This is a genomic window from Microbacterium sp. NPDC079176, from assembly GCF_040686675.1.
GTDB lineage: Bacteria > Actinomycetota > Actinomycetes > Actinomycetales > Microbacteriaceae > Microbacterium.
On the sequence record NZ_JBFBLM010000001.1, the window covers coordinates 790,564 to 806,251 of the forward strand.

Sequence of the window (15,688 nt, forward strand, 5' to 3'; positions counted from 1 at the left end):
GGTGCATGTTTAGATGTTCTCCTACCCGTCCGTGGGGAACCACACCCTCGTCCTTCAGGAGCTGACATGCAGCGTCGCAACATCATCGCCGGGATCGCGCTCGCCGCGACCGCCACCCTCGCCCTCGCCGGATGCGCGACCGGCGGCAGTGACGCGGGATCGGGTGAGCCTGCGGCCGGCGACGAGTACGACCTCATCGAGGCGGGCACCCTGACGGTCTGCTCCGACATCCCTTACGCACCGTTCGAGTTCGAGGGCGGCGACAACGGCACGGGTTACACCGGCTTCGACATCGACCTGCTCGACGCGATCGCGAAGGAGCTCGACCTGAAGCTCTCGGTGCAGGACGTCGGATTCGACGCGCTGCAGTCGGGCACCACGCTCGCCGCCGGACAGTGCGACGTCGGCGCCTCGGCCATGACGATCACCGACGAGCGCAAGGCGAACATCGACTTCTCCGAGCCCTACTACGAGTCGCTGCAGTCGCTGCTCGTGCGCACCGACTCGGGCATCGAGTCGATCGACGACCTCTCGGGCAAGAACGTCGGAGTGCAGCAGGGCACCACCGGAGAGGCCTACGCGACCGAGAACGCCGAGGGCGCAGAACTCGTCCAGTACCCCTCCGACGGAGAGCTGTGGCCCGCGATGCAGGCCGGACAGATCGACGCGATCCTTCAGGACCAGCCGGTGAACCTCGAGCACGAGAAGGCCGACAGCGCGTACAAGATCGTCGAGGAGTACGAGACCGGCGAGTCGTACGGTTTCGCATACGCGAAGGGCGAGAAGGACGCTCTGCGCGAGGCGATCGACGGCGCGCTGCAGGATCTCCGCGACAGCGGCGACTACCAGACGATCTACGACACCTACTTCACCGCGAAGTAATCGGCGAGCGACGTAGGACAGGGAGACCTTGACAATGGCGTTGAGGCGCACCACGAAGAGCAAGCTGTATCGGTACACCGTCTATGCGGTGCTGATCGCGGTCGCCGTCTGGCTGATCGTCAGCACCGACTGGGCCCGCATCGCGCAGCTGTATTTCAACCCGGAGGTCGCGGCGAAGATGCTTCCGGGCATCATCACCACGGCGCTCGTGAACACTCTGTGGTTCACGGCCGTCGCGTTCGCCGGCGGTCTGCTGCTCGGCGTCGTGCTCGCGCTGCTGAAGCTGTCGTCCATCGGACCCTTCCGATGGATCGCGACGGCGTGGATCGAGCTCTTCCGCGGGCTTCCCGCGATCCTCACGATCTTCGCCATCGCGTTCATCCTGCCGATCGGACTCGGCGTGCCGGGCACGAAGCTCGGCGGACCGGTCGTGCTCGGCCTGATCGGTCTGATCCTGGTCGCATCGGCGTACATGGCCGAGACGATCCGCGCCGGCATCCAGGCCGTTCCGAAGGGGCAGACCGAGGCGGCACGTTCGCTCGGCATGTCGCCCATGAAGACGACGTTCTGGATCGTGGTCCCGCAGGGGTTCCGCATCATCATCCCGCCGCTGACCAACGAGTTCGTCCTGCTGCTGAAGGACACGTCGCTGCTCTTCGTGGCAGGTTCCTTCATCTGGTCGAAGGAGCTGACGAACTTCGCGCGTGACGCGAGCACGCAGAACGCGAACGGAACGCCGCTCATCATGGCGGCGGCCCTCTACCTGATCGTGACGATCCCCCTCACGCGCTTCAGTGCGTACCTGGAACGAAGGATGTCGAGGCAGCGATGATCACCGATCTGATTGACGTCCACGCCCCCGCGATCGACCTGCAGGGGCTCGTGAAGAGCTTCGGCGACAACGAGGTGCTCAAGGGCATCGACCTCACCGTCACCGCCGGAGAGGTCGTCTGCATCATCGGCCCGTCGGGCTCGGGCAAGTCGACGCTGCTGCGCTCGGTGAACCTGCTCGAGGAGCCGACCGGCGGCAAGGTGCTCATCGAGGGGATCGACATCACTGATCCCGATGTCGACATCGACCGGGTGCGCACCCGCATCGGCATGGTGTTCCAGAGCTTCAACCTCTTCCCCCACCTCGATGTGATGGGCAATCTCATGATCGCGCAGCAGCGCGTGAAGAAGCGGTCCAAGGCTGAGGCTGAGCGGGTCGCGAAGGAGATGCTCGGACGCGTCGGGCTCGCCGAGAAGGCGGACGCCTTTCCCGGACACCTGTCGGGCGGTCAGCAGCAGCGTGTCGCGATCGCGCGGGCGCTGTGCATGAACCCGGACATGATGCTGTTCGACGAGCCGACGTCGGCGCTCGACCCCGAGCTCGTCGGCGAGGTGCTGCAGGTCATGCGCTCGCTCGCGGACGAGGGCATGACGATGCTCGTCGTCACGCACGAGATGGGCTTCGCCCGCGAGGTCGGATCACGTCTGATCTTCATGGACGGCGGCTACATCGTCGAAGAGGGCGACCCGCGCGAAGTGCTCGCGAACCCGCAGCATCCGCGTACGCAGGACTTCCTGGCTCGCGTCCTCTGAGTTCGCGTCTCACCTGTCACGACGAGACCCCCTCCCGCTGAGTCAGCGCGAGGGGGTCTCGTGTGCGGAGAGTGCTGTGCGAGGTCAGGCCTCCACGACCTCGGCATCCGCGGCGTTGCGGCGCATCGAGTCGATGCCGTTCAGCGCGGACGATTTCGACGAGTAGCCCTCGCTGATCGCGATCACCTCGCCGTTGCCGGACTTGAGGCGGAACCGGTATTCGCCGGACTTGTCGGTGTACAGCTCGAACGTGCCTGCCATGAGGTGTCCTTTCTCGACGGTGAGGAGGGCACGAGGCCCTCGAGCATCACGGTATCTCGGAGTACTGCGCCAGCGATAGGGCTCGGTCAGCCGCGCGGATGCACGGCGACGGGCTCGGGAGCGACGGCGATCCGCACGCGATCGCCGAAGGCCGGGTGGATGCCCGGAGCGTGCTGGAGGCGCACCAGCTCGCCGGATTCGGTGCGCACGAGCGTGCGGCGCATGCTGCCGAGGAACGTGCTCTCCTGCACCAGCGCATCGGTCGCGGCATCGGCCTCGGAGGCGAAGTGCACGTTCTCCGGGCGCAGATACACGTCGACGGGCCCGTCGGCCGGCGACTGCAGGGGAAGCTTCTGACCCCACACGACCACGTGATCACCCTCGGCGACACCCGAGACGACGCTCGAGAGCCCGACGAAGGCGGCGACGCCCGCCGTGGACGGCGTCGTGTAGAGCTGCTCCGGGGTTCCGATCTGCTCGATGGTGCCGGCGTTCATCACGGCGATCCGGTCGGAGACCGCGAGGGCCTCCTCCTGGTCGTGCGTGACGAACACTGTGGTGATGCCGAGCCGCAGCTGGATGCGCCGGATCTCATCGCGCAGCTGCACCCGCACCTTCGCATCGAGGGCAGAGAGCGGCTCGTCGAGAAGCAGGACCTTCGGCTCGGTGACCAGAGCGCGGGCGAGCGCGACGCGCTGCTGCTGACCTCCGGAGAGCTGATGCGGGTAGCGATCGGCGAAGTCCGAGAGCCCCACGAGCGCGAGGGCGTCGAGGGCGCGCGTTGCCGCCTCGGCCCTGCCGACGCCGCGGCGACGCAGCCCGAACGCCGTGTTCTCCGCGACCCGCAGGTGCGGGAACAGGGAGTACGACTGGAACACCATGCCGATGTCCCGCTTGTTCGTGGGCACCCGGGAGACATCGTTGCCGCCGAGCAGCACCGCACCGCTGTCGAGCCCCTCGAGTCCGGCGAGCACGCGAAGCAGCGTCGTCTTGCCGCAGCCGGAGGGGCCGAGCAGCGAGACGAACTCACCGGGGGCGATGTCGAGATCGACGCCGTGCAGCACCGTGTTGCCCGAGTAGCTCTTCACGATGCCCTGCAGCTGCACGCGTGTGCCCTCTCCGGCTTCGGCGAGCAGCATGTTGTCGGCGGTCTGGGGGAGGGTCATGAGCGGGCCTTTCCGGTGCCGCGGGCGACGCGGCCGATGAGAATCAGAAGCAGGAAGACGAACAGCAGCGCCAGCAGGGTGAAGATCGCCGGAGCGTACGGATCCTGCTTCTGTACGACGACCATGGCCGTCTGGAACACCTGGCGGTTGAGGAGCGAGGCGATCGTGAACTCGCCGAGCACGACGGCGATCGAGATGAGAGACGCCGCGAGGAGTCCCTGACGCAGGTTGGGAGCGAGCACCTTCAGCACGACGGTAGGCCAGCCGGCGCCGAGGGATCGGGCGGCTTCGGCGAGCGTGCGCAGGTCGGCGGCGTCGATGGAGGCCTGGATCGAGCGGTACGCGAACGGCAGCACGGTGATGCCGTAGGCGAAGGCCAGCGTCCACGTGCCGGTGCCGAGGGTGCGTCCGATCTGCAGGTAGATCGGTGCGAGACCCACGACCAGCACGATCGCGGGGATCGAGATCGGCAGCAGCACGGCGAACTCGAAGACGGGTTTGAGCTTCGCGAAGCGCAGGTTCACCAGGATCATGGTCGGTGCGAGCAGCAGGAGCACGATCGCGACGGTCACGACCGCGAGGACCAGGGAGTTGCCCAGGCCCATCCAGATCGGCCTGATCGCCGCCGACTTCGCGGGATCGAAGAGCGCGGCCCACCGCTCGAGGCCGAGACTGCCGTCGGTCTGGCGCAGCGTGTAGAGCAGGGTCGAGACGAGCGGGATCGCGAAGAATGCGCCGACGACCACGCCGATGATCCAGCGGGTCGCGAGTGACGGGCCGAGGCGGTTCATGACTGCCACCTCGCTGCCCGACGCTGGATGAGCGAGTACAGGGCCATCACGACTCCCACGATGACGATCATGCCGAGCGCGAGCGCGCCGGCGAGATTCTCACGGCCGAGAAGGGTCTCGCTCGTGAGGGCGGCGCGGATCTGCAGCGGCACGATCTGCGAACCCTGACTGGCGAGGGCGGCGGCGGTGGCGTACGACGAGAAGGCGTTCGCGAAGAGCAGCAGGAGGCTCGCGAGGAACGAGGGTGCGAGCACGGGGACGCCGATGCGCAGCCAGAAGCTCGCGCGCGTGCCGCCGAGCGTGAGGTTCGCCTCGGCCCACTGCGGCTTGAGGGCTGCGAGGGCGGGCATGAAGGTGATCACCATGAGCGGGATCTGGAAGTAGATGTACGGGAGGATCAGCCCGGGAAGCTCGTAGAGCCACGTGCCGTTCGCGAAGATGTCGATGCCGAGGTCGTTCTTGAGGAAGAGGGTGACGACCCCCTGGATGCCGATCGTGGCGATGAAGGCGAAGGCGAGCATCACGCCGCCGAACTGGGCGAGGACGCCGGCCGCAGCATCCACGGTCGAGCGCACGGCGCCGTCCGGGTTCATGCCGAGCAGGGCATAGCAGACCAGAGCACCCGCGATCGCGCCGACGACGGCGGTCAGCAGCGACAGGCCGGCGGAGTTGGCGAACGTGGTGAGGACGACGGGGTCTGCCAGGGCCGACAGGTTCGACCAGGTGAACGACCCGTCCTTCGTGAAGAAGCCGGAGCCGATCGCGAGGAGGGTGGGAACGGCGAGGAAGAGCACGACGTAAGCGGCGAACGGCACGAGACCGAGCCAGGCGACGGACGGCGCGGAGCGCTGGGCCCGCGACGAGGTCGCAGGCCCAGCGCTGTGCGCTGCGGGGGAGACGGGGGCGGATGCCGTGGCATCCGCCCCCGCTGCGGTGGCAGTCTTCACTGGACCGCCGCGGCCCACTTCTCGCCGAGCAGCGTGCCGGCGTTCGTCGACTGCTCCTCGGTCGGGACGACCGTCTCGCTGGGGACCTCGGGAAGAGCAGCAGCCAGGTCGGCGTCGATGGTGCCGGCCTCGGTCATGGCCTCCATGCGGGCCGGGCGTGCGCCGCCCTTGAGCCACAGGTTCTGCACCTCGTCGCTGTAGAGGAACTCCTGCCACAGGCGTGCGGCGGCCGGGTTCGGAGCATCCTTGTTGATCGCCTGGTTGTAGTAGCCCGCGTAGCCGGTGCCGTCGAGGACGACGACCTTCCAGTCCTTGTTGTCGGTGGCGTGCGCCGCGTTCAGGTAGTCCCAGTCGAAGACGACAGGGGTCTCGCCGCTGGCCACGGTGGCGGTGGTCACATCGACCTTGAGCAGGTTGCCGGCCTTCTGGAGGTCGGAGAAGAAGTCGATGCCGGGCTGGAAGTCGTCGAGGGTGCCGTCGGACTGCACGGTCGCGAGGCCCACGGCGGCGAAGGCCGCGCCGGCCTGCGTCGGGTCTCCGTTGATGGCGACGGCGCCCTTGTAGGCGGCATCCTTCAGGTCGTCGAGCGACTCGGGAGCGTCGAACTTCGACGAGTCGTAGCCGATCGACATGTATCCGCCGTAGTCGCCGACGAAGAGGCCGGTCGGCTCCTTGAGAGCGTCGGGGATCTCATCCCACGTCTGCACCTGGTACGGCGCGAAGACGTCGGTGTTCTGCAATGCGACGGTCAGACCCAGGTCGAACACGTCGGGCGCGGTGTCGAGGCCCTCGTTCGTCTTCGCAGCCTGGATCTCCTCGGCGCTCGACACGTCGGGAGAGGCCTCGTTGATCGTGATCTCGGGGTACTTCTCGGCGAAGAGGTCGAGGATCTCGCCGTAGTTCGCCCAGTCACGCGGAAGCGCGATGACGTTGAGCTGGCCCTCGGCCTTCGCGGCCTCTTCGAGGTCGGAGAAGGAACCGAAGTCCTCGACCGAGGTCGCGGATGCGGCGTCGACAGCGTCGCTGCCTGCGGCCGGGGTCTCCGCGCCGGTGGCGCAGGCGGTGAGACCCAGCGCGGCGGTCGTGAACAGGGCGATGCCGGCGCCGATTCGTGCGCGGCGGTGGAAGTTGGTCATCAGGGTCCTCTCGGTGCCCGGCGCTGTGAGCCGGATTCGGGTTGCGAGAGGACACTATGAGCCGAGGGTTGCCGATGATCGCGGCTCGGGTGAACGACAGGTGTCGAGGGTGTGACGGGTCGGACTGCAGTGGCGTTCGAGGTGCCGCGTGGTCTGACATCCTGGACGGATGGACATCGGCAGTGTGCTCGGGCTCGAACAGCTCACCTGGGGCACGCTGATCCTCGTCGTCGTCGCGGCCTTCGCTGCCGGGTGGATCGATGCGGTGGTGGGCGGCGGTGGTCTGCTGCAGCTCCCCGCCCTGCTGCTGATCCCCGGGATCTCGCCGATCCAGGCTCTCGCGACCAACAAGCTCGCCTCCGTGTTCGGCACGGCCACGAGCAGCGTCACCTACTACCGTCGTGCGAAACCCGATATCCGCACGGCTCTGCCGATGGCCGCGATCGCCCTGGTCGGATCGTTCGGGGGAGCTGCCGTCGCGACTGTTCTGCCGGCCGCCGCCTTCAAGCCGATCATCGTGGTCGCGCTGCTCGCCGTCGCGCTCTTCACCGCCTTCCGCCCGCAGATGGGCGCCGCGACGCGGCTGCGCTTCAGCGGGCACAAGCACCACATCATGGCGGGTCTCTCAGGGCTCGTGATCGGCTTCTACGACGGTCTGATCGGGCCGGGCACCGGCACGTTCCTGGTGATCTCGCTCGTCGCGCTGCTCGGCTACGACTTCCTGCAGGCGAGCGCGAAGGCGAAGATCGTCAACCTGGCCACGAACACCGGCGCCCTGCTGCTCTTCATCCCGCACGGCGCCGTGCTGTGGCTGCTCGGCGGCATCCTCGCGGTCGCGAACGTCGCAGGCAGCTACCTCGGATCCCGCATGGCCATCTCGCGCGGCACGACCTTCATCCGCGTCGTGTTCCTCGTCGTGGTGGTCGCCCTCATCGCCAAGCTCGGCGTCGACGTGTGGACCGAGAACATCGTTCCGGCGCTCGCGCAGCTGCACTGAGCATCCGCGCTGCCGCGCATCCGCCTCCGCCTGCGCTCCGGCATCCGCTCGCGCTCCGGCATCCGCTCGCCGTCCGCGCGGTGTTCTGCGCGTGTCACGGCCGGATTCGGCGAGTCCGGCCGATGCTGACGCGTTCGGCCGAGCGGGGGATGCGCGGTGCATGCGTCCGGGATCCGGCCTGGCGCATACGCAGAGACCCCGCTCCGCTGAGCGGAACGGGGTCTCTGTGCGACGGGCGATGCGGCGTCAGGCCTCGCCGTCCTCGGGCTCGAAGTCGACGCCGGCCTCGGCGCGCTGCTCGGCCGTGATCGGTGCCGGAGCGGCTGTCAGCGGGTCGAACCCGTTGCCCGACTTCGGGAAGGCGATGACGTCGCGGATCGACTCGGTCTTCGACAGGTGCTGCAGCACGCGGTCCATGCCGAGGGCGATTCCACCGTGCGGCGGGGCGCCGAACTTGAAAGCGTCCAGCAGGAAGCCGAACTGCTCCTGCGCGACCTCGTCGCTGATGCCCATGACCTCGAACACGCGCTTCTGCACGTCTTCGCGGTGGATGCGGATCGATCCGCCGCCGAGCTCGGAGCCGTTGCACACGATGTCGTATGCATAGGCGAGAGCCGAACCGGGGTCGGTGTCGAACGTGTCCTGGAACTCCGGCTTCGGCCCCGTGAACGCGTGGTGCACGGCCGTCCAGGCTCCGGCGCCGACGGCGACGTCACCCGACGCCACGGCATCCGCTGCCGGCTCGAACATCGGAGCGTCGACGACCCACGTGAACGCGAACTCGTCGGGGTTCAGGAAGCCGAGACGACGTCCGATCTCGACGCGGGCGGCGCCGAGCAGTGCACGGCTCTCCTTCGTCGATCCGGCGGCGAAGAACACGCAGTCACCCGCGGATGCGCCGACGAACTCGGCGAGGCCCGCCTGCTCCGCCTCGGACAGGTTCTTGGCGGCGGGGCCGCCGAGCGAGCCGTCCTCGTTGAAGAGGACGTACGCGAGGCCACGCGCACCGCGCTGCTTGGCCCAGTCCTGCCACGCGTCGAGCTGCTTGCGGGGCTGGCTCGCACCGCCGGGCATGACGACCGCGCCGACGTACTCGGCCTGGAACACCCGGAACGGGGTCTCGGCGAAGTACTCGGTCGCCTCGACCAGCTCGAGTCCGAAGCGCAGGTCGGGCTTGTCGGAGCCGTACTTGGCCATCGCCTCGGCGTAGGTCATGCGGGGCAGCGGGGTCTGCACATCGACGCCGATGGTCTTCCACATCGCGACGATGAGCGACTCCATCAGCGTGATGACGTCTTCCTGGTCGACGAAGCTCATCTCGATGTCGAGCTGCGTGAACTCCGGCTGGCGGTCGGCGCGGAAGTCCTCGTCGCGGTAGCAGCGGGCGATCTGGTAGTACTTCTCGACGCCGCCGACCATGAGCAGCTGCTTGAACAGCTGCGGCGACTGCGGCAGGGCGTACCAGCTGCCCGGGTGCAGACGGGCGGGCACGACGAAGTCGCGGGCGCCCTCGGGCGTCGAGCGCGTGAGGGTCGGCGTCTCGACCTCGGTGAAGTCCTCGCCGTGCAGCACATCGCGGACGGCCTTGTAGACGTTCGAGCGCAGACGCAGAGCGGATGCCGCGGCGGGGCGACGCAGGTCGAGATAGCGGTACTTGAGGCGCGCCTCCTCGCCGACCGTCTCGGTGTCGGCGACGGCGGTCGACACCTGGAACGGCAACGGAGCGGACTCGTTCAGCACCTCGACGTCGGTCGCGATGAGCTCGATCTCGCCGGTGGGCAGGTTGGGGTTCGCGTTGCCCTCGGGGCGACGCGAGACCTCGCCGGTGACCTTGAGGACGAACTCGTTGCGCAGCGGGTGCGCGATCTCCTCATCGCGGATGACGACCTGCGCGATGCCGGACGCATCCCGAAGATCGATGAACGCGACTCCTCCGTGATCACGACGGCGATCGACCCAACCCGAGAGGGTGACGGTCTGACCGATATGCTCGGCTCGCAGTGAGCCTGCCGAGTGGGTGCGAAGCACGGAGGATTCCTCCTGATCTGGGAAATGATGAACCCGCCCATTCTACGTGGGCGGGTGTCGCCTCCTCTGCCCGCGGCATATCGGTCAGTAGGATCGCCACGACAGAAAGGGTCACCATGGACTCCAACGGCATCTCCGACCTGTACGCGTCGATCTTCTCCGGCACGACCGGACTCATCGTGCTCGTCTTCTACATCCTCGTCGCGGTCGGTCTGTGGAAGGTGTTCACCAAGGCGGGGTACCCCGGCATCCTCGCCGTCATCCCGATCGTGAACGTGGTGTTCCTCGTGAAGATCGCCGGGATGTCCGGCTGGCTCGCACTGCTCTATCTCATTCCCATCGTCGGCTTCGTCTTCGGGATCATCGTGGCGGTGCGACTCGGCGAGCGGTTCGGCAAGGGAGGGCTCTTCTCCTTCTTCCTGCTCTTCGTCTTCCCCTATATCGGGTATCTCATCCTCGGCTTCGGCGACTCCCGCTACAGCAGGGCGTGACGTGGTGGCATCGCGACTGCACCTCGTCCGCCACGGCGAGGTGCACAACCCCAAGCGCGTGCTCTACGGTCGGCTCCCCGACTATCACCTGAGCAGGGCGGGACGGAAGATGGCGCGAGCCGCCGCCGATCACATCGCCGGGCTCGATCGTCCGGTCCGGGGGCTCTACTCCTCTCCGCTCGAGCGGGCGCAGGAGTCTGCTGAGCCGTTCGCCGAGCGCTTCGGCCTCTCGCCCGAGATCGACATCCGTCTGATCGAGCCGACCAACGTGTTCGAGGGCACGCAGATGCGCCGCTCGCTTCTGAACCCGCTCAAGTGGTGGCACCTGCGGCAGCCGTCGCTGCCCAGCTGGGGTGAGCCCTACGCGTCGATCGCCGAGCGGATGCTGGGCATGATGGCCGAGGCGTGGCGGTCGGTCGACGACGGCGATCTGGTGATGGTGTCCCATCAGGCGCCGATCTGGATCACCCACCTCCGGGTGGCGGGTCTGCCCCTGCAGCACGACCCGCGCACCCGGCGCTGCGCACTGTCGAGCGTCACCTCGTTCGAGCTGGTGGGCGACGTGTGGCGTGAGGTCGATTACGCCGAACCTGCGGCGACCGGCGGTGCGGTGGACGTGGGAGCAGTCTGACCCCTCGCCTCGGTCTCCCTTCCGCTGCGGTCAGTGCGCCATCAGCGACTGGATGACGCCGACCGCCGCCATCTGGCCGGCAGCGGACGCGAGCAGAACCGATGCCATGGGTCCGGGAAGCGACGCCCGGTGCGCGAGGTCGCCCGCCGCGAAGACCCCGGGCTGCGATGTGCGCCCGAAGTCGTCGATCTCGATCGAGCCGGAGGGCAGCAGTTCCAGGCCGAGCTGATCGGCGAACGGCGCACGGTGGCGCAGTGAACCGGATGCCACGAACACGCCGGCCACGGTGTGCGCGGTCGACGCCGTGGTGATGCGCACATCAGCCGCCTCCGGCGCGACGGCGGCCACCGGTTCCGCACTGACCCGAACGCCCAGGCCTTCGAGAGTCCGCGTCTCGTCGGCCGAGAACGGCTGCTCGACGGGGAACACCGTGATGTCGCCGACGATGCGCCCGAGCAGCCCGATCAGGTGATCGGCGCGAGGAGCGGGCCCGAGGATGCCGATCGAGCGACCGGCGTGCTCGTGACCGTCGCAGAACGGGCAGCTGAAGGCCTTCGTGCCCCAGAGGTGCTGAAGTCCGGGGATGTCGGGGAGATCGTCGGCGACGCCGGTCGCGAGGATGACATGTCGGGTCTCGACCGTCTCGCCGTCGGCGAGTCGTACGACGAAGCCGCCGTCTGAGCCGGTCACCGTCTGTGCTCCGACGTCGCGGAGCTCGACATCCGGGTACTCGGCGAGCTGCGCTCGCGCCGTCGCGCGGAACTCCGTCGGGGGAGTCCCGTCGTTCGCGATGACGTTGTGCATGTGCAGCACGGTGCCGTTGCGGTATTCGCCCGAATCCAGAAGCAGCGTGGGGCGGTGCATCCGCCCGAGGGTCAATGCCGCCTGGAGGCCGGCGGGGCCTGCGCCGATCACGATCGCGTCATACATGTGGTGTCCTTCCGAGGGGTGCTCGCTTGCGTTCGTCCTCAGTCTGTGACTTCATGTCAACATGAAGTCAAGCATCGAGAGTCCGTGGTCCGTGGGAGAGGTCGCCGAACGCTTCGAGCTGCCCACGAACGTGCTCAGGCACTGGGAGTCGGTCGGCCTGCTGCGCCCCGCGCGGGACACCGCAGGGAGGCGCCGCTACGGCCAGGACGACGTCGTGCGCATCGCCGTCATCCAGCGCAGCAAGGCAGCCGGGATGACCCTCGATCAGATCGCCGTGCTCCTCGACGACGGCAGCGCGGGGCGTCACGAGGTGCTGCAGCGGCACCTCGACGATCTCGATCGGCGCATGGAGGACATGCGCCGTTCGCGGGAGATGACCGAGCACGCGATGGGATGCCGGTCGCACGACATCGCCACCTGCCCGCGCTTCCGGGCCAGCGTGGAGGACGTCCTCGCGCGTCTCTGACGGCGGGCGAGCACCCCCGGGGCATCCGGCCCATGCATAGGAACCCCCGCGTAAACTGGGAATCGTGCCACTCGCCTCGACGGTTCGTCCGATCCGCAGCGGCCGCTCCTCCCGCATCCGGCCATCTCGCCGCGCGGTCGGGGCCGCGCTCGCCGCGGTGCTCGCCATCGGTCTGAGCGCCTGCGCTCCCGATCCCGTGAACGACTCGTTCCTCAGCGGTGACAACCCGGGCTATGTCGCGGCAGACGGAGCGATCGTCGAGATTCCGGTCGCCGAACGCGGCGAACCCGTCACCGATTTCGGCGGACTCACCGAGGACGGCGAGGACTTCTCCAGCTCTGACCTCGCGGGCAAGGTCACGGTCATCAACTTCTGGTACGCCGGATGCGCCCCGTGCCGCCTCGAGGCGGAAGACCTCGAGAGCGTCTGGCAGGAGCATGGCGGCGACGACGTCGCCTTCCTGGGCATCAACACGCGCGATCAGGCCGACACCGCGAAGGCGTTCTCCGCCGAGTTCGGTGTGACCTACCCGAGCCTCATCGACGTCGACACGGCCGAGGCGAAGCTCGCCTTCGCGTCGTCGGTGCCGATCCAGGCGACCCCCACCACTCTCGTGCTCGACAAGCAGGGTCGCGTGGCCGCCCGCATCATCGGGCCCATCGACGGCACCTCGATCCTCTCGACGCTCGTCAAGGACGCGCTCGCGGAGGACTCGTGAGTCTCCCGGGAGCGGCGTGAACCCCGAAGTCATCATCGGATCGGGAGCCCTCTGGCTCGCGATCCCCGTCGCGCTGCTCGCGGGCCTCGTGTCGTTCCTGTCGCCGTGCGTGCTGCCCCTGGTGCCGGGCTACCTCGGATTCCTCGGGGGAGCGGTCGCCCCCCGCCGCGTCCCGAACCCGACGGACGGCACGGCGGTGTCGACGGTCGAGGCCCCCGCTCGCGGCCGACTCGTCGTGGGCGTGCTGCTCTTCATCCTCGGCTTCAGCCTCGTGTTCGTGTCCCTCACCGCGCTCGGCGGGCTCGCCAACGTCTTCCTGTTGCAGTGGGGCGAGCTGATCACTCGCATCCTAGGCGGCGTGATCATCCTGATGGGCCTCGTGTTCCTCGGTCTGTTCGGGTTCGCCCAGCGCGAGCTGCGATTCCATGTCGACTCGAAGGCCGGCCTGATCGGCGCACCGCTGCTCGGCATCGCCCTCGGCATCGGATGGGCGCCGTGCCTCGGACCCACGCTCACCGCGATCTTCGCCCTCTCGTTCAACGCCGGCGACCCGGTGCGGGCGGGCCTGCTGGGGCTGGCGTACTCGCTCGGCCTCGGCATCCCGTTCCTGCTGGTCGCGCTCGGCTTCGGATGGGCGACGAAGGCGATCGGATTCCTGCGCCGGCACATCCGCGTCGTGAACGTGATCGGCGGCGTGCTGCTCATCCTCCTCGGGCTGCTGATGGTCACGGGGCTCTGGACGGACATCATGTCCCGACTGACGGCGGTGATGAGCAGTGTCGACCTCCCGATCTGATCAGAAGAAGACGCATCGGAAGGATGACGTGAGCAGCACAACCGAGAGGTCGAGCGATCCGCTCCGGCCGTCCGACCACGTCGACGGCGAAGAGTCGATCACCCAGCCCCGCCTCGGATTCGTGGGCTGGCTGCGCTGGGGATGGCGTCAGCTGACCTCGATGCGCACCGCGCTGATCCTGCTGCTCGTGCTCGCGATCGCGGCGATCCCCGGCTCGATCTTCCCCCAGCGGATGGCCGACCCCAACGGCGTCACGCAGTGGGAGCGCGACAACCCCGATCTCTTCCCCGTGCTCGACGGGCTGAAGATGTTCGACGTCTACCTCTCGCCGTGGTTCTCGGCGATCTACCTGCTGCTGTTCGCCTCGCTCGTCGGCTGTGTCATCCCGCGCATCCGCCACCATGCGAAGGCCCTGCAGGCACGCCCCCCGCGCACCCCTGCACGTCTGAAGCGCCTCGCCGACTTCCGCGCGGTCGAGCGCGCCTCGACGGATGCTCCGGCAGAGGCCGCCGCATCGATCGACATCGCGCAGAAGCAGCTCAAAGCCCTGGGCTACCGGGTCGAGCGGTACGACGACAAACGATCGTCGTCGGTCTCGGCCGAGCGCGGCTACTGGCGTGAATCGGGCAACCTGCTCTTCCACCTCGCTCTCGTCGGCGTCCTGATCACGGTGGGCGTCGGGGGAGGGTTCGCGTACACCGGACAGCGCGTCCTGGTCGAGGGCGAGACGTTCGCGAACACCCTGCTCGACTACGACTCGATGAACCGCGGCCGCTTCGTGAGCGACGGAGCACTCGCGCCCTACTCGATGCGTCTCGACAGCTTCGACGTCACATACCAGCCGTTCGGCGAGCCGGGCTCGGGCCAGGCAGGCGACTTCTCGGCCAACGTCACCGTGCAGGAGAACGGCGAGGAGCGCACCGGATCGGTCAAGGTCAACGAGCCCCTCGGCGTCGCCGACGACAACGTCTTCCTGCTCGGCAACGGCTACGCGCCGACGATCACCGTGCGCAACCCCGATGGGGACGTGGTGTTCACGAACAGCACGCCGTTCCTGCCGCAGGACAACAACATGACCTCGCTGGGCGTCATCAAGATCCCCGACGGCCTCAGCGAGCAGGTCGGCCTCGTCGGCTTCTTCTACCCGACGACGGGGGTGCTCGACACCGGCGCGTTCTTCTCGGGATTCGGCGACCTCACCAACCCGACCCTCACGCTCGACGTCTACACCGGCGACCTGGGCATCAACGAGGGCATTCCGCGGTCGGTCTACGTGCTCGACACCACCGGCATGACCAAGGTCACCGGGCGCACGACGGACCTCGAATCGATCGAGCTGGCACCCGGACAGACAGCCGACCTGCCGAACGGCATGGGAACCGTGACCTTCGAAGACGAGTCCCCGGCGGGTGCGACAGACGCGTCGCAATCGGTCAAGCGCTTCGCCTCGTTGCAGATCCACCGCGACGCGTCTGGCCCCTGGGTGCTCGGCTTCGCGCTTCTCGCGCTCGGCGGTCTGATGCTCGCCCTGTTCATCCCGCGACGCCGGGTGTGGGTCAAGGCGACGGCACAGGACGGCACCGTCTCTCTCGAGTACGCCGGTCTCGCTCGCGGCGAGGATCCGACGCTCGCGACGGCCGTCGACGACCTCGTGGCAGGTCATGCGCGTCTGATGGACGCGGCCGGGGTCACGACGGCGGTCGAGGTCGAGGAGCCCGACACCGACACCGACGCCTCAGAGGCGGAAGACCCTGAGGCTGACGGCTCCGACGCAGATGGCTCCGACCAGGCGGCGACGGCACCCGAGACGCCAGCCGACCGCGACTCCGCGCGCCCCGCATCCGACACCCCGAAAGTAGACTGA

At 68.0% G+C, this 15,688-nt stretch carries 17 protein-coding genes; 10 read left to right on the forward strand and 7 right to left on the reverse strand.

Features of this window, described 5'->3' with window-relative positions:
* Nucleotides 1-66: 66 nt before the first annotated feature.
* The 3 genes from AB0P11_RS03780 to AB0P11_RS03790 are packed head-to-tail and all read left to right on the forward strand — an operon-like array spanning nt 67 to nt 2,466.
* Complete coding sequence (locus AB0P11_RS03780) at nt 67-882, forward strand: transporter substrate-binding domain-containing protein (RefSeq protein WP_053098857.1); 816 nt, start codon at nt 67-69, stop codon at nt 880-882.
* A gap of 34 nt (nt 883-916) precedes the next feature.
* Entirely contained in the window at nt 917-1,714 is a 798-nt protein-coding gene (locus AB0P11_RS03785) for an amino acid ABC transporter permease (protein ID WP_053098858.1), read from the forward strand.
* Complete coding sequence (locus AB0P11_RS03790; protein WP_053098859.1) at nt 1,711-2,466, forward strand: amino acid ABC transporter ATP-binding protein; 756 nt, start codon at nt 1,711-1,713, stop codon at nt 2,464-2,466. The genes AB0P11_RS03785 and AB0P11_RS03790 overlap by 4 nt, the downstream gene beginning before the upstream one ends.
* Before the next feature lie 84 nt (nt 2,467-2,550).
* Here AB0P11_RS03790 and AB0P11_RS03795 read toward each other — a convergent pair whose 3' ends face one another.
* From AB0P11_RS03795 to AB0P11_RS03815, 5 genes are all read right to left on the reverse strand, one after another.
* Entirely contained in the window at nt 2,551-2,727 is a 177-nt protein-coding gene (locus tag AB0P11_RS03795) for a YegP family protein (protein ID WP_363519871.1), read from the reverse strand.
* Between the two features lie 86 nt (nt 2,728-2,813).
* The gene (locus tag AB0P11_RS03800; RefSeq protein WP_363519874.1) at nt 2,814-3,893 is read right to left on the reverse strand and encodes an ABC transporter ATP-binding protein; all 1,080 of its coding nucleotides are present in this window, start codon (nt 3,891-3,893) and stop codon (nt 2,814-2,816) included.
* Entirely contained in the window at nt 3,890-4,684 is a 795-nt protein-coding gene (locus AB0P11_RS03805) for an ABC transporter permease subunit (protein ID WP_363519877.1), read from the reverse strand. Before AB0P11_RS03805 ends, AB0P11_RS03800 begins: the two co-directional genes overlap by 4 nt.
* A complete protein-coding gene (locus AB0P11_RS03810) occupies nt 4,681-5,499 on the reverse strand; it encodes an ABC transporter permease (RefSeq protein WP_363519958.1) in 819 nt (272 codons plus the stop codon). The genes AB0P11_RS03805 and AB0P11_RS03810 overlap by 4 nt, the downstream gene beginning before the upstream one ends.
* Nucleotides 5,500-5,627: 128 nt before the next feature.
* A complete protein-coding gene (locus AB0P11_RS03815; RefSeq protein ID WP_053098863.1) occupies nt 5,628-6,767 on the reverse strand; it encodes an extracellular solute-binding protein in 1,140 nt (379 codons plus the stop codon).
* A gap of 169 nt (nt 6,768-6,936) precedes the next feature.
* On the opposite strand from AB0P11_RS03815, the gene AB0P11_RS03820 reads away from it, so the two are divergent.
* Nucleotides 6,937-7,764, forward strand: a complete 828-nt coding sequence (locus AB0P11_RS03820; protein ID WP_363519881.1) for a TSUP family transporter — start codon at nt 6,937-6,939, stop codon at nt 7,762-7,764.
* A gap of 246 nt (nt 7,765-8,010) precedes the next feature.
* Here AB0P11_RS03820 and aspS read toward each other — a convergent pair whose 3' ends face one another.
* Nucleotides 8,011-9,792, reverse strand: coding sequence for an aspartate--tRNA ligase (gene aspS / locus AB0P11_RS03825; RefSeq protein ID WP_363519884.1), 1,782 nt, complete (start codon nt 9,790-9,792; stop codon nt 8,011-8,013).
* A 116-nt stretch (nt 9,793-9,908) separates the two neighbouring features.
* On the opposite strand from aspS, the gene AB0P11_RS03830 reads away from it, so the two are divergent.
* Nucleotides 9,909-10,283 (forward strand): DUF5684 domain-containing protein, encoded by a 375-nt coding sequence (locus AB0P11_RS03830; RefSeq protein WP_363519887.1) that lies wholly within the window; start codon nt 9,909-9,911, stop codon nt 10,281-10,283.
* 1 nt (nt 10,284) lies between these two features.
* A complete protein-coding gene (locus AB0P11_RS03835) occupies nt 10,285-10,914 on the forward strand; it encodes a histidine phosphatase family protein (protein ID WP_053098867.1) in 630 nt (209 codons plus the stop codon).
* 30 nt (nt 10,915-10,944) lie between these two features.
* Here AB0P11_RS03835 and AB0P11_RS03840 read toward each other — a convergent pair whose 3' ends face one another.
* Nucleotides 10,945-11,844: an NAD(P)/FAD-dependent oxidoreductase gene (locus AB0P11_RS03840; protein ID WP_363519890.1), complete on the reverse strand. Its 900-nt coding sequence runs from the start codon at nt 11,842-11,844 to the stop codon at nt 10,945-10,947.
* A gap of 61 nt (nt 11,845-11,905) precedes the next feature.
* On the opposite strand from AB0P11_RS03840, the gene AB0P11_RS03845 reads away from it, so the two are divergent.
* The 4 genes from AB0P11_RS03845 (at nt 11,906) to AB0P11_RS03860 (ending at nt 15,688) form a co-directional block, all read left to right on the forward strand.
* A complete protein-coding gene (locus tag AB0P11_RS03845; protein WP_053098869.1) occupies nt 11,906-12,310 on the forward strand; it encodes a MerR family transcriptional regulator in 405 nt (134 codons plus the stop codon).
* 64 nt (nt 12,311-12,374) lie between these two features.
* Complete coding sequence (locus tag AB0P11_RS03850) at nt 12,375-13,028, forward strand: TlpA disulfide reductase family protein (protein ID WP_363519893.1); 654 nt, start codon at nt 12,375-12,377, stop codon at nt 13,026-13,028.
* Between the two features lie 16 nt (nt 13,029-13,044).
* The gene (locus tag AB0P11_RS03855) at nt 13,045-13,824 is read left to right on the forward strand and encodes a cytochrome c biogenesis CcdA family protein (RefSeq protein ID WP_056277130.1); all 780 of its coding nucleotides are present in this window, start codon (nt 13,045-13,047) and stop codon (nt 13,822-13,824) included.
* 28 nt (nt 13,825-13,852) lie between these two features.
* Nucleotides 13,853-15,688, forward strand: a complete 1,836-nt coding sequence (locus AB0P11_RS03860) for a cytochrome c biogenesis protein ResB (RefSeq protein ID WP_056277738.1) — start codon at nt 13,853-13,855, stop codon at nt 15,686-15,688.

Excerpts from the sequence above, each read along its gene's own strand:
- AB0P11_RS03785 (WP_053098858.1), top strand. The coding sequence starts at position 917 with ATGGCGTTGAGGCGCACCACGAAGAGCAAGCTGTATCGGTACACCGTC.
- AB0P11_RS03805 (WP_363519877.1), bottom strand. The coding sequence starts at position 4,684 with ATGAACCGCCTCGGCCCGTCACTCGCGACCCGCTGGATCATCGGCGTG.
- AB0P11_RS03795 (WP_363519871.1), bottom strand. The coding sequence starts at position 2,727 with ATGGCAGGCACGTTCGAGCTGTACACCGACAAGTCCGGCGAATACCGG.
- AB0P11_RS03780 (WP_053098857.1), top strand. The coding sequence starts at position 67 with ATGCAGCGTCGCAACATCATCGCCGGGATCGCGCTCGCCGCGACCGCC.
- AB0P11_RS03800 (WP_363519874.1), bottom strand. The coding sequence starts at position 3,893 with ATGACCCTCCCCCAGACCGCCGACAACATGCTGCTCGCCGAAGCCGGA.
- AB0P11_RS03820 (WP_363519881.1), top strand. The coding sequence starts at position 6,937 with ATGGACATCGGCAGTGTGCTCGGGCTCGAACAGCTCACCTGGGGCACG.
- AB0P11_RS03840 (WP_363519890.1), bottom strand. The coding sequence starts at position 11,844 with ATGTATGACGCGATCGTGATCGGCGCAGGCCCCGCCGGCCTCCAGGCG.
- AB0P11_RS03830 (WP_363519887.1), top strand. The coding sequence starts at position 9,909 with ATGGACTCCAACGGCATCTCCGACCTGTACGCGTCGATCTTCTCCGGC.
- AB0P11_RS03790 (WP_053098859.1), top strand. The coding sequence starts at position 1,711 with ATGATCACCGATCTGATTGACGTCCACGCCCCCGCGATCGACCTGCAG.
- AB0P11_RS03815 (WP_053098863.1), bottom strand. The coding sequence starts at position 6,767 with ATGACCAACTTCCACCGCCGCGCACGAATCGGCGCCGGCATCGCCCTG.
- AB0P11_RS03845 (WP_053098869.1), top strand. The coding sequence starts at position 11,906 with ATGAAGTCAAGCATCGAGAGTCCGTGGTCCGTGGGAGAGGTCGCCGAA.